This window comes from Vibrio fluminensis (assembly GCF_015278125.1).
Lineage (GTDB): Bacteria > Pseudomonadota > Gammaproteobacteria > Enterobacterales > Vibrionaceae > Vibrio > Vibrio fluminensis.
In genome coordinates, this window is the sequence record NZ_JADILO010000038.1 from 26,303 (window position 1) to 38,215 (window position 11,913).

The 11,913-nt window shown below is 45.2% G+C and carries 12 protein-coding genes and 6 tRNA genes; 16 read left to right on the forward strand and 2 right to left on the reverse strand.

What is annotated here, in order from left to right; genetic code table 11:
* Positions 1–14 precede the first annotated feature (14 nt).
* From proC to hemW, 6 genes are read left to right on the forward strand one after another with little or no spacing between them, the layout of a single operon-like run.
* A complete protein-coding gene (proC, locus tag IRQ95_RS19565) occupies positions 15–833 on the forward strand; it encodes a pyrroline-5-carboxylate reductase (protein ID WP_194439124.1) in 819 nt (272 codons plus the stop codon).
* A gap of 35 nt (positions 834–868) precedes the next feature.
* On the forward strand, positions 869–1,426 hold the full coding sequence (locus tag IRQ95_RS19570; RefSeq protein WP_194439126.1) for a YggT family protein: 558 nt from the start codon (positions 869–871) through the stop codon (positions 1,424–1,426).
* Positions 1,426–1,716 (forward strand): DUF167 family protein YggU, encoded by a 291-nt coding sequence (gene yggU / locus IRQ95_RS19575; RefSeq protein WP_123780618.1) that lies wholly within the window; start codon positions 1,426–1,428, stop codon positions 1,714–1,716. Before IRQ95_RS19570 ends, yggU begins: the two co-directional genes overlap by 1 nt.
* 33 nt (positions 1,717–1,749) lie before the next feature.
* Positions 1,750–2,181, forward strand: coding sequence for a DUF4426 domain-containing protein (locus IRQ95_RS19580; RefSeq protein WP_194439128.1), 432 nt, complete (start codon positions 1,750–1,752; stop codon positions 2,179–2,181).
* A gap of 12 nt (positions 2,182–2,193) precedes the next feature.
* On the forward strand, positions 2,194–2,790 hold the full coding sequence (locus tag IRQ95_RS19585; protein ID WP_194439130.1) for an XTP/dITP diphosphatase: 597 nt from the start codon (positions 2,194–2,196) through the stop codon (positions 2,788–2,790).
* Between the two features lie 3 nt (positions 2,791–2,793).
* Positions 2,794–3,969 (forward strand): radical SAM family heme chaperone HemW, encoded by a 1,176-nt coding sequence (gene hemW, locus IRQ95_RS19590; RefSeq protein WP_194439132.1) that lies wholly within the window; start codon positions 2,794–2,796, stop codon positions 3,967–3,969.
* 139 nt (positions 3,970–4,108) lie between these two features.
* On the opposite strand, the gene glsB is transcribed toward hemW, so the two are convergent.
* Together glsB and trmB are read right to left on the reverse strand one after the other, a co-directional pair.
* Positions 4,109–5,029, reverse strand: a complete 921-nt coding sequence (gene glsB, locus IRQ95_RS19595; RefSeq protein WP_075650897.1) for a glutaminase B — start codon at positions 5,027–5,029, stop codon at positions 4,109–4,111.
* Positions 5,030–5,267: 238 nt separating this feature from the next.
* The gene (gene trmB, locus IRQ95_RS19600; RefSeq protein WP_194439134.1) at positions 5,268–5,987 is read right to left on the reverse strand and encodes a tRNA (guanosine(46)-N7)-methyltransferase TrmB; all 720 of its coding nucleotides are present in this window, start codon (positions 5,985–5,987) and stop codon (positions 5,268–5,270) included.
* A gap of 173 nt (positions 5,988–6,160) precedes the next feature.
* Between trmB and mutY the strand changes: the two genes are divergently transcribed.
* The 10 genes from mutY to IRQ95_RS19650 all read left to right on the forward strand — a co-directional run bounded on the left by mutY (position 6,161) and on the right by IRQ95_RS19650 (position 11,856).
* Positions 6,161–7,213 carry an A/G-specific adenine glycosylase gene (mutY, locus tag IRQ95_RS19605; protein WP_194439136.1) on the forward strand — a complete coding sequence of 351 codons (1,053 nt, stop codon included), beginning with the start codon at positions 6,161–6,163 and terminating at the stop codon, positions 7,211–7,213.
* 17 nt (positions 7,214–7,230) lie between these two features.
* Complete coding sequence (locus tag IRQ95_RS19610) at positions 7,231–7,503, forward strand: oxidative damage protection protein (RefSeq protein ID WP_075650903.1); 273 nt, start codon at positions 7,231–7,233, stop codon at positions 7,501–7,503.
* A gap of 84 nt (positions 7,504–7,587) precedes the next feature.
* On the forward strand, positions 7,588–8,724 hold the full coding sequence (mltC, locus tag IRQ95_RS19615) for a membrane-bound lytic murein transglycosylase MltC (protein ID WP_075650905.1): 1,137 nt from the start codon (positions 7,588–7,590) through the stop codon (positions 8,722–8,724).
* A 102-nt stretch (positions 8,725–8,826) separates the two neighbouring features.
* A tRNA-Phe gene (locus tag IRQ95_RS19620) sits at positions 8,827–8,902 on the forward strand.
* A gap of 55 nt (positions 8,903–8,957) precedes the next feature.
* A tRNA-Thr gene (locus IRQ95_RS19625) sits at positions 8,958–9,033 on the forward strand.
* Between the two features lie 209 nt (positions 9,034–9,242).
* A tRNA-Thr gene (locus tag IRQ95_RS19630) sits at positions 9,243–9,318 on the forward strand.
* Between the two features lie 73 nt (positions 9,319–9,391).
* A tRNA-Asn gene (locus IRQ95_RS19635) sits at positions 9,392–9,467 on the forward strand.
* A gap of 338 nt (positions 9,468–9,805) precedes the next feature.
* The gene (locus IRQ95_RS19640) at positions 9,806–11,431 is read left to right on the forward strand and encodes a methyl-accepting chemotaxis protein (RefSeq protein WP_194439137.1); all 1,626 of its coding nucleotides are present in this window, start codon (positions 9,806–9,808) and stop codon (positions 11,429–11,431) included.
* 220 nt (positions 11,432–11,651) lie between these two features.
* A tRNA-Phe gene (locus tag IRQ95_RS19645) sits at positions 11,652–11,727 on the forward strand.
* Positions 11,728–11,780: 53 nt separating this feature from the next.
* Positions 11,781–11,856 (forward strand) — tRNA-Thr (locus tag IRQ95_RS19650).
* Positions 11,857–11,913 lie beyond the last annotated feature (57 nt).

An 11,913-nucleotide genomic window follows, 5' to 3' on the forward strand; every position in this document is an offset into this window, starting at 1 on the left:
TTTAGGAAGCCATCATGGATCATAAGAAAATCACCTTTATCGGCGCGGGAAACATGGCGCGTTCAATTATTGCTGGACTGCTAGCAAGCGGTTACCCTGCAAACCTGATCACCGCAACCGATCCCAACCAAGAGCAACGTGATTTTCTTGCCGATCAATATGGTATTAATACTGACGCAGATAACGCAGCGGCAGCAAACAGTGCAGATGTCATCGTGCTCGCAGTGAAACCTCAGCTAATGTCCGTGGTTGCAGAAGGCATGCAGGCGATTGACTACCAAAATAAGTTAGTCATCTCGATTGCGGCTGGCATCAGCGCTGAACGCCTCAACCAAATGTTTGCAGCCACACTCAACCTCGTACGTGTCATGCCAAACACTCCAGCACTCGTTAGCCAAGGCATGAGTGGCCTTTACGCTCCACACAATGTCAGCCAAGCAGACAAACAATTTGCAGCAGATTTGATGAGTGCCGTGGGTAAGGTATGCTGGGTTGAGGCTGAATCTGGTATTAACAATGTTATTGCTGCGGCTGGTAGCGCTCCGGCTTACTTCTTCCTATTTATGGAAGCGATGCAAGCAGAAGCGATCAAGCAAGGATTTGATGCGGATACCGCGCGTTTATTGGTGCAACAATCGGCTTTAGGTGCGGCAGAAATGGTTATCGCAAACCCTGAAACAGAACTGTCGACTTTACGCGAGCAAGTAACCTCAAAAGGAGGCACCACTGCTGAAGCGATTCGCACCTTCAATGAACACCAACTGTCTGATATCGTGGCTAAAGCGATGCAGGCAGCGGTAATTCGCGCAGAAGAAATGGAAAAATTATTTTAAGCCTGTTAGGGGCGGTTTAAACACAAGGGTAACCTATGAATTCAATGAGTTTTCTAATCTCCACCTTGTTTGATCTCTACATCATGGTGGTTTTGCTGCGTATTTGGCTACAAGCCTCGCGCGCAGATTTCTATAACCCGTTTTCACAATTTATTGTCAAAGCAACTCAGCCAGTTATTGGTCCACTTCGCCGTGTTATCCCATCAGTGGGTAAGATTGACTTAGCGACAGTACTGTTTGCTTTCCTATTGTGCGTACTTAAGTTCGTCAGCCTAATGCTAATTGCTTCTGGTGGCTCAGTAGCGTTTAGCGCAGATTTCTTATTCCTAGGATTATTATCGCTGGTTAAAGCGGCAGGTGGCTTACTATTCTGGGTACTACTGATTCGCGCAATCTTAAGCTGGGTAAGCCAAGGTCGCAGCCCGATTGAGTACGTGTTCCACCAACTGACTGAGCCAATGCTGGCGCCGATTCGTCGCATTATTCCAGCGATGGGCGGCTTTGATTTAAGCGTACTTGTACTATTTATTGGCTTGCAGTTTGCCAACTTCCTGATGGGTGATTTGATCGGTCCAATCTGGTTCCAACTATAATGTCAGTAGCGGTATGGCGTGAAGGTGAAGACGTGGTGCTTCGCCTTTATATCCAACCTAAAGCAAGCCGCGACAAAATCGTCGGCTTGCATGGTGAAGAAATCAAAATTGCGATTACTGCACCACCTGTTGATGGCAAAGCCAATGGACACTTAACTAAGTACTTGGCAAAACAATTTAAAGTGGCAAAAGGATTGGTCAATATTGAAAAAGGAGAGCTCGGACGCCATAAACAGGTGCGCATTATCTCCCCCAATCAAATTCCCACTGAAATCGAAGCCATCCTATGATGGCTTTTTATTTATCTAAATGGATGTAAAGATATGAAAAAATGGCTAATTACACTCCTTGTAAGCAGTTTAGCTCTACCAAGTTACGCTGGACAGTTTAAAACCATCAAAGACGTTGAAGCCCATTACTCAGCGTTCAACTCCACCTTTCTCACCCCACAAGTGGCGCGCAGTTATAAACTCAAACGTAGCGGCTACTCTGCAATTTTAAACATTAGTTTGCTCGACATGTCGCAGGTTGGAAAGCCAGCGATTGCAGGCAACGTATCTGGCACTGCCAAAAACCTACTTGGACAAACCCGCCAACTGAGCTTTAAAGAAGTCACAGAAGGGGATGCTATTTACTATTTAGCGGAGTTCACTATCAGTGAAGAAGAAAATATTAGCTTTAATATCGATATCGATGCTGGCAATAAAGGCAAAGGCGCTTTAAAGTTCACGCAAAAATTTTATGTTGAAGAATAAACGGGACCAAGCATGAGCAAGATTGTATTAGCGACCGGTAACCAAGGCAAAGTGCGCGAAATGGCAGATTTGCTAGCTGACTTCGGCTTTGAAGTACTGGCACAGAGCGAATTCAATGTGACAGAAGCAGATGAAACTGGCACAACTTTTATTGAAAACGCAATCATCAAAGCACGCCACGCCGCCAAAGAAACAGGCTTGCCAGCTATCGCCGATGACTCTGGTCTTGAAGTGGACTACCTCAAAGGTGCGCCTGGGATTTATTCTGCACGTTACGCGGGCGTAAACGCAAGTGATGAAGAAAACCTCAATAAACTGCTGAATGCTATGCAAGGCGTACCAGAAGCGCAACGCACTGCCCGTTTCCACTGTGTATTGGTTTTGATGCGTCATGCTGACGATCCAACCCCAATCGTGTGTCACGGTAAATGGGAAGGTCGCATTCTAACGGAAGCTCAAGGTGAGAATGGCTTTGGCTATGACCCTATTTTCTATGTACCTGAAGATAACTGCTCATCTGCCCAACTAGAACCTACGCGTAAAAAACAACTTTCTCATCGCGGTAAAGCATTGAAAGCTCTCTTCGCCACTTTAGCGGAGCAGCGTTAACTGATGCAATTAGTACCACCAGCACTCAGTCTATATGTTCACATCCCATGGTGTGTACAAAAGTGCCCTTATTGTGATTTTAACTCTCATGCGCTCAAAGCAGAGATCCCTGAAGAACAGTACATTAGTGCGCTGCTTGAAGACTTAGATCGCGATATTGAGAAATACCAACTCAACCTCGCCCCGCGCCCATTGCACTCGATCTTTATTGGTGGTGGTACACCAAGCTTAATTTCAGCAGAGGGCATCAAACGTCTATTGGATGGCATTGAACAACGTATTCCATTCAAGTCTGGGATTGAAATTACCATGGAAGCCAACCCAGGCACCGTTGAGACCGATCGCTTTGTCGGCTATCAAGCCGCTGGGGTCACTCGTATTTCCATCGGCGTCCAGAGCTTTGCGGCTGAGAAGCTCAAAAAGCTCGGTCGCATCCATGGTCAACAAGAAGCCATCAATGCGGCAAAACTTGCTCATCAGATCGGGCTAAACAGCTTCAACCTAGATTTAATGCATGGATTACCGGATCAGAGCATTGAACAAGCTTTGGCGGACCTCGACCAAGCGATTGAGCTTAATCCTCCGCACCTCTCTTGGTATCAGTTAACTATCGAGCCAAATACCATGTTCTACTACAAGCCGCCGACATTACCGGATGATGATGACTTGTGGGATATCTTTGAGCGTGGCCACCAAAAGCTTACCGAGGCCGGTTATGTGCAGTATGAGATTTCTGGCTATAGCAAACCCGGCTATCAGTGCCAGCATAACCTCAACTACTGGCGCTTTGGCGATTACCTTGGCATTGGCTGCGGCTCTCACGGTAAATTGAGTTTTAGTGATGGTCGCATTGTACGCACAACCAAGACGAAGCATCCACGAGGCTACCTTGCCACGTACCAGAATATGGTTAAACCATATTTAAGTGATGAGTTTGAAGTCGCAACAGAAGATCGCCCATTTGAGTTCTTTATGAACCGCTTCCGCTTAATTGAAGCCTGCCCAAAACAAGACTTTATCGATACTACTGGTCTTGAACTGAGTGCGATTCAAGACACCATCGACTGGGCGCTTGAGCAGCAATATTTGTCACAGACTGACACTCACTGGCAGATCACCGAAAAAGGTAAGCTGTTTCTGAACGATCTGCTCGAAGCCTTTATGGCGGATGAAGAGTAAGACGCGCAGCAAAGCTGCGCTTGGATGCGGGATATTCGAAGACGGAACGCTCTATAAATAGAGCTTTGAGAGATCCCTACTCCGTAGCGAAGCGTTTCGAAATCCGTAAGCGCAGCTTTTATGCTGCGCGTTCCAATCTTTAGAAAATCGAACGCCCAATGCGCTCTGAAAGCAATTCTAAGGCTTTGGTGCCTGCGAGTGAGTTACCTGAAGCATCTAACTCAGGAGACCAGACCGCGATGCTCATTTCACCGGGTACGATAGCAATGATGCCACCACCTACGCCTGATTTACCTGGCATACCTACACGGTAGGCAAACTCACCAGCGCCATCATAAAGACCACAGGTAGCCAAAAGCGCATTAAGCTGCTTAGTCTGCATTGGCGTAATGATCTGCTTGCCAGTTTGCACAGATACACCTTTATTGGCTAAATAACTAAAGGTTTTCGCCAAATCGACACAGTTCATTTTCAAAGCGCAAGCATGGAAATAGTTCGCCAATACTGGAATAACATCATTCTCAAAGTTACCAAATGAACGCATCAGATAGGCGATTGCAGCATTTCGATCGCTGTGCATCATCTCAGAGGCAGCGACCACTTTGTCATAAACAATATGATCTTCACCTGACAGTTGGCGAACGAACTCAAGTAAACGATGACGAGGCGCAGAAAGACGACTATGTAACAAGTCAGCCACCACGATTGCACCAGCGTTAATAAACGGATTACGGGGAATCCCCTGCTCCATCTCCAACTGAATCATAGAGTTAAATGCCTGACCCGATGGTTCTTTGCCGACGCGTTGCCAGATTTCGTTTGGCTTATACAGAGACATAGCAAGCGTTAAGCTCAGAGCTTTAGAGATCGATTGGATCGAGAACCCCTCGTCCGCATCTCCCGCTTTGATCACTTCACCTTGGTTAGTGAATACCGCGATCCCCAACTTAGTATTTGGCACTTTCGCCAATGCTGGAATGTAATCTGCGACTTTTCCTTGCCCAATTAGAGGACGAACTTCTTCCAAAATGTCCGCTAAAATCTCACGTGTCGGTTTCATCTATGACCTGCTTGTGGTTGTCGTTGAAACTCGCCAAAACGAGTCTGTTTACTAGATATTCTAGCCATATCCCCATCTACTTGATCGCTTTGCTGAGGTTAGACCAAAAGCCTAATCCACTAACTCAAAGCCTTAAGTGAGATCGGTATAGAGTCAAAAAAGCCAACATCGCAATGTTGGCTTTTCACTGGCTATTTTATACCAAACGAAATTTGGTATCGTAAAGCGAATTAAGAAATTACGCGGTACGTTTGTATTTGATGTCCCAAACACCATGACCTAAACGGTGACCACGTGCTTCAAACTTAGTCAATGGACGCTCATCCGGACGAGGGATGTAATCGCCATCTGTCGCAATGTTGGCAAAACCAGGTGCTTGATTCATGATTTCAATCATATGCTCAGCGTAGTTTTCCCAGTCAGTCGCCATGTGGAAGATACCGTCGTCCAATTGAAGCTTTTGACGTACCATTTCAGCAAATTCAAGTTGAACGATACGACGTTTGTGGTGACGTTTTTTGTGCCATGGGTCAGGGAAGAACAATTGCAGTGTGCTCAAGCTGCCATTTGGAATCATGTGCTCAAATACTTCAACTGCATCGTGACACATTACGCGTAGGTTAGTTACGCCTGCTTCACGCGCATCAGAAAGACACGCGCCAACACCTGGACTATGCACTTCAATACCGATGAAGTTTTTCTCAGGCGCATTTTTTGCCATTTCTACAAGTGACGCACCCATGCCGAAACCGATCTCTAATACCACTGGGTTATCGTTACCAAACACTTCTTTCCAATCAAGAAGTTGTTCTTGGTAATCAATACCCATTGTTGGCCAGCACTCTTTCATCGCATTTTCTTGACCTTTGGTCAGACGACCTTCACGACGCACAAAGCTACGTATTTTGCGGATCATCTTGCCGTCTTCGTTGTATTCGTTAGTGGTCACTTCACTCATGATTTCGCCTGTTTAAAAATTGGTCTCGACTTAAAGGGATTGTGATTATCCAAAGAATTGCCATCGGTGCAAGTATTTCTGGATAAAACCCTACACTTTATTGGTTGTATTTACCCCACAATCTGTGATGCAATTTTAGACCATTAATCTTACTAATTATAATCGAGCAAGTCGTGACGCCTTTTGCCAAAGCCATAATTACTTGGTATGACGCCTACGGTAGAAAAGATCTGCCTTGGCAACAAAACAAAACCGCCTACAGTGTTTGGCTGTCGGAAATCATGCTGCAACAGACTCAAGTTGCGACCGTTATTCCCTACTACCAACGTTTCTTGGAGCGCTTTCCAACCGTAGTTGATCTTGCTAACGCCGATCAAGATGAAGTCCTCCACCTCTGGACGGGACTCGGCTATTACGCCCGCGCGCGCAATTTACACAAAGCTGCAAAAATCGTTGCTACTGAATTCCAAGGTGAGTTTCCTACCGATATTGAGCAACTCAACGCTCTACCGGGTATCGGTCGCTCCACCGCAGCCGCGATCTTGTCATCGGTCTATAAACAACCTCATGCAATTTTGGATGGTAACGTGAAGCGCACTCTCGCACGCAGTTTTGCCGTCGAAGGTTGGCCTGGACAGAAAAAAGTTGAAAATCAGCTGTGGCAATACGCAGAGCAACATACCCCAACGCAAGATACCGATAAATACAACCAAGCAATGATGGATATGGGCGCTATGGTCTGCACACGCAGCAAACCTAAGTGCACGCTTTGCCCGGTAGAACAGCTGTGCGTGGCGAATAAACAGGGTAACCCACTCGATTATCCAGGTAAGAAGCCTAAAAAAGACAAACCCGTCAAAGAGACTTGGTTTGTAATGCTGCATTGCAACGGTCAAGTTTGGCTAGAACAACGTCCACAATCCGGCATTTGGGGAGGGCTATTCTGCTTTCCAGACAATGAAACGGCGGATATCCAAGTACAATTGGATCGTCGTCAGATTAAAACCAAAGACATTAAACGCACACAACAGTTGATCGCGTTTCGTCATACCTTTAGCCATTACCATCTCGATATCACACCGATTTTGCTGGATCTATCAAAACAGCCTGACGTGGTAATGGAAGCCGACAAAGGTCTTTGGTATAACTTATCTCAACCCGAAGAAGTTGGCTTAGCAGCTCCAGTGAAACAGTTGCTGGAAAGTTTGCCATTTGAACTTCAATAGTTAAAAAGGAATCTGTTATGAGCCGCACTGTATTTTGTGCTCGTCTAAAACAAGACGCTGAAGGTCTTGATTTTCAACTTTACCCAGGCGAGCTAGGTAAAAAAATCTTCGACAATATCTCTAAGCAAGCATGGGCTGAGTGGCAACATAAACAAACTATGTTGATCAACGAGAAAAAACTGAACATGATGGACCCAGAGCACCGCAAGCTACTGGAAACAGAGATGGTTAACTTCTTGTTTGAAGGTAAAGATGTTCACATCGAAGGCTACACGCCGCCAAGTGAATAACTGACTACCAACAATGAGAAATGGCATCGCAGTTCACTGAGGTGTCATTTTTTTATGTTTAGGATCCGCACCTCTAGGATAGTGATGAAAAAACTCGCTTACTTTTTTACCGCCATGCTGCTGGTTGGCTGTAGCCGTGAATTTGTCGAAAGCATCTACGATGTCAATTACGAACCCACCAACCGTTTTGCTAAAAACCTCGCACAGCTTCCTGGTCAATTTACCAAAGATACTGCAGCTCTTGACGCATTGATCAACAGCTTCTCGGGCAATATCGAAAAACGTTGGGGCTCTCGCGAAATCAAAGTTGCAGGTAAAAGTAACTACGTAAAGTATATCGACAACTATCTCAGTCGTTCAGAAGTCGACTTTGAAAAAGGCACGATTTTAGTTGAGACCGTCTCGCCAACCGATCCTAAACAACATCTCAAAAATGCCATTATCACCACCCTGCTGACGCCGGACGATCCAATGAGCGTCGACCTGTTTTCATCAAAAAGCATTAAGTTAGAAGGGCGTCCATTCCTCTATCAACAGGTGGTCGATCAAGATAACAAGCCGATTCAATGGTCATGGCGAGCAAATCGCTTCGCTGACTATTTGATTGCGAACAAACTCAAAGTTAAAGACGTTGATTTTAAAAAAGCCTATTACGTTGAAATCCCTCTGGTCGAAGATCAAGTCGAGATCCGCAGCTACCAATACGCTGATATCGTCCGCCGAGCATCACGTAAATACGACATTCCAGAAGATTTGATTTACGCGATAATCAAAACAGAAAGTAGCTTTAACCCTTATGCTGTAAGCTGGGCTAATGCGTATGGGTTAATGCAAGTGGTACCGAAAACTGCTGGTCGAGACGTGTTTAAGCTGGTTAAAAACCGCTCTGGCGAACCAAGCCCTGAGTATCTATTTAACCCAGAAAACAACATCGACACCGGTACCGCTTACTTTTACATCTTAAAAAATCGCTACTTAAAAGATGTCAATCATCCTCTGACGTTGGAGTACACCATGATCTCTGCCTATAACGGCGGCACAGGTGGCGTTTTGAATACATTCAACCGCAGCGATCGCAAGCGAGCAATGCGCGATATAAATTCACTGCAACCCAATCAAGTTTATTGGGCGCTCACCAACAAGCATCCGAAGGCAGAAGCCCGTCGTTACTTAGAAAAAGTCACAACTTTCAAAAAGGAATTTAACTCGGGCAATACTTAATCGTGATTTTTGAACAAAAACCCAGCAAACAACCGTTATTTTGAAAAAAAAATCAAAAACACGTTGACGTATGAGCTGAAAATCCGTTTAATACGCTCCGTCGCCCGGATAGCTCAGTCGGTAGAGCAGAGGATTGAAAATCCTCGTGTCGGTGGTTCGATTCCGCCTCCGGGCACCACAATTTCTTAATTGTTGGTGCTTAAGTACGAACAGTTAGTAAAAGAATATAGTGTGCCGACTTAGCTCAGTAGGTAGAGCAACTGACTTGTAATCAGTAGGTCACCAGTTCGACTCCGGTAGTCGGCACCATTCTTTTGCCTCGATAGCTCAGTCGGTAGAGCAGAGGATTGAATGGTAGAGCGACGGACTGTTAATCCGCAGGTCGCTGGTTCGAGCCCAGCAGGAGGAGCCACCTTAAGAAGCCATGTCTTTGACGTGGCTTTTTTTTCCAACCAGTGACAATTCACTTGTTGGAAGATAACGACAGTTACTGTTGTTTATCGCAAAGAATATAGTGTGCCGACTTAGCTCAGTAGGTAGAGCAACTGACTTGTAATCAGTAGGTCACCAGTTCGACTCCGGTAGTCGGCACCATTCTTTTGCCTCGATAGCTCAGTCGGTAGAGCAGAGGATTGAATTGCTTAACGCARGACACAAACAGAATAGTTCCTCCTTAGCTCAGTTGGTAGAGCGACGGACTGTTAATCCGCAGGTCGCTGGTTCGAGCCCAGCAGGAGGAGCCACATTAAGAAGCCATGTCGAAAGACGTGGCTTTTTTCTTATCTGCGATCTAGCCTCCTCAATAAAACCATCAGTTCTCCCCTACTTATTCAATCCCGCAGCCTAATTAGTATTAAAGCACGCGATCTAGATCTTTTAGTTTGTGTAATTATTTGTCAGCAATTATTAATTTGCGGACAAAATTTAATCTCACTCGTAGTTTGAAATTCAACTAACGATGCCTCACTAGAAGCTAATGTAGTATTTTAGTTACAAAAATGAATGCAACTTTAATCTCAAATATTATAGCTATTCGATAGCAACAAAAGTTTAAATCTAGCCTGTAAGCCAGTGGGGAAACATGAAACTCAAAACGCAAGCCTATATATTGTCAGCAATCACCTTGATAGCGCTGCTCGCTCTAACCGCGACAGGGCTATGGACTTTGCGCGTTGCAAGTAACTTAGACAACAAATCGCGTGTTACCGAGTTGTTTAAAAGTGCCTACAGCATCCTCACTGAAGCCGAAAAAATGGCGCTTGACGGTACATTAAGTGAAAGTGAAGCCAAAGAACTGGCAACTCGACTGCTACGCAACAACATCTACAAAGACAACGAATATGTATATGTTGCTGATGAGAATATGATTTTTGTCGCGACACCATTAGACCCTCAATTACACGGCACCAGTTTTCATGACTTTAAAGATGGGTATGGTAATAGCGTTGCAGACATACTACTTGAAGCGATAAAGAAAACACCGTCAGGTATTGCCGAATATAACTGGACTTCCGCTTATCCAGATGGCTCACTCGATGAAAAATTATCAATCGCGCAAAAAACCGAACACTGGAATTGGGTTGTAGGCACCGGAATCGGGTTTGATGAAGTTAACTCGCGTTTTTGGTCAACAGCACAATGGCAGTTGCTAATGTGTGTTGTGATTGCGGCGGGTATTTTTTCTATACTCATCATTTCAATTCGACGTATTCTAGCTCTGCTTGGTGGCGAACCCCAAGAAGTTCGAAATGCGGTACAAGCAGTCGCCCGCGGAGACATCCAAGCATCATTTGATAATAGCGCACCACAAGGCAGTATCTATGAAGCGGTACAACACATGAGCCTTTCACTGGCTCAGCTAGTAAACAATCTAGATTCATCAATGATGGCCTTACGCAGTGAACTTGCCAATGTGAAAGATCGAGCCTCAAGCATCGCAGAGCTCACTGACTCACAGCAGCAATCGACCGCAATGATTGCAACGGCAATGACTGAAATGGCGTCATCAGCGAATCAAGTCGCCGATTCAGCGAGCGACACTGCGCGTAATACCGACCAAGCAGATCAACAAAGTCAGCATACGCAGCAGTTAATCCACAATACAGTCGATAATATTCAAGGTCTTGCATCACAATTGGGCACTGCCAGTCAGGCGGTTTCGGATTTAGACAACGACGTTAATAATATTGTCAAAGTACTGGATGTGATCGGTGATATTGCTGAACAGACTAACCTCCTTGCTCTCAACGCAGCCATTGAAGCGGCACGCGCGGGTGAACAAGGTCGCGGTTTTGCGGTGGTAGCCGATGAAGTACGCAATCTGGCAGGTCGAACCCAAGACAGCACAAAAGAAATTCAGCAGATGATTTCTAACCTCCAAGAAGGATCACGCAACGCCATTCACACTATGGATGTCTGTGCGGCAACAAGCCAAAGTACGGTTGAAGAGTCACAAAATGCCTCAGAAGCGCTGCAACAAATCGTGATTGCTCTCGAGTCAATCTCGCAAATGAGTCATCAGATCGCCACCGCAGCAGCGGAACAAACTGAAGTGGGTGATGATATTTCGATGCGTATTAATATTATCGAAGAAAGCGGCAACAAGCTAAGCAATGTAGTTACTCAGAGCCATAACAGTACTCAATCCCTCACTCACCTTGCTAATGAGCTAGAAAACTGGGTAAGCAAGTTTACTGTTAAGCAGTAATCAATACCAAACCGATAAAAGCACGCTAAATAGCGTGCTTTTTCATGCCCCATTACCAACAATTGCTATGCTTTTAAGCCAACAGTTTGTCTTAATTCATAGTAAAAAAGAGGCTTAATGGGTAAAAACAGCCCATTAAGTACATAAAAGCAACAAACGATATTTTTTTTGCATTTTAGTGTTGACCTTAAAAGCGAAAAGCCGTTTAATACACCTCGTCGCCCGGATAGCTCAGTCGGTAGAGCAGAGGATTGAAAATCCTCGTGTCGGTGGTTCGATTCCGCCTCCGGGCACCACAATTTCTAGTTGTTGGTGCTTAGCACGAACGACAATATAAAGAATACAGTGCGCCGACTTAGCTCAGTAGGTAGAGCAACTGACTTGTAATCAGTAGGTCACCAGTTCGATTCCGGTAGTCGGCACCACTTATTTAGTGTTCTAGTAACACAAACAGAATAGTTCCTCCTTAGCTCAGTTGGTAG

Coding starts and splice junctions, on each gene's coding strand:
- proC (WP_194439124.1), top strand. CDS start 15: ATGGATCATAAGAAAATCACCTTTATCGGCGCGGGAAACATGGCGCGT.
- IRQ95_RS19570 (WP_194439126.1), top strand. CDS start 869: ATGAATTCAATGAGTTTTCTAATCTCCACCTTGTTTGATCTCTACATC.
- yggU (WP_123780618.1), top strand. CDS start 1,426: ATGTCAGTAGCGGTATGGCGTGAAGGTGAAGACGTGGTGCTTCGCCTT.
- IRQ95_RS19580 (WP_194439128.1), top strand. CDS start 1,750: ATGAAAAAATGGCTAATTACACTCCTTGTAAGCAGTTTAGCTCTACCA.
- IRQ95_RS19585 (WP_194439130.1), top strand. CDS start 2,194: ATGAGCAAGATTGTATTAGCGACCGGTAACCAAGGCAAAGTGCGCGAA.
- hemW (WP_194439132.1), top strand. CDS start 2,794: ATGCAATTAGTACCACCAGCACTCAGTCTATATGTTCACATCCCATGG.
- glsB (WP_075650897.1), bottom strand. CDS start 5,029: ATGAAACCGACACGTGAGATTTTAGCGGACATTTTGGAAGAAGTTCGT.
- trmB (WP_194439134.1), bottom strand. CDS start 5,987: ATGAGTGAAGTGACCACTAACGAATACAACGAAGACGGCAAGATGATC.
- IRQ95_RS19610 (WP_075650903.1), top strand. CDS start 7,231: ATGAGCCGCACTGTATTTTGTGCTCGTCTAAAACAAGACGCTGAAGGT.
- mltC (WP_075650905.1), top strand. CDS start 7,588: ATGAAAAAACTCGCTTACTTTTTTACCGCCATGCTGCTGGTTGGCTGT.
- IRQ95_RS19640 (WP_194439137.1), top strand. CDS start 9,806: ATGAAACTCAAAACGCAAGCCTATATATTGTCAGCAATCACCTTGATA.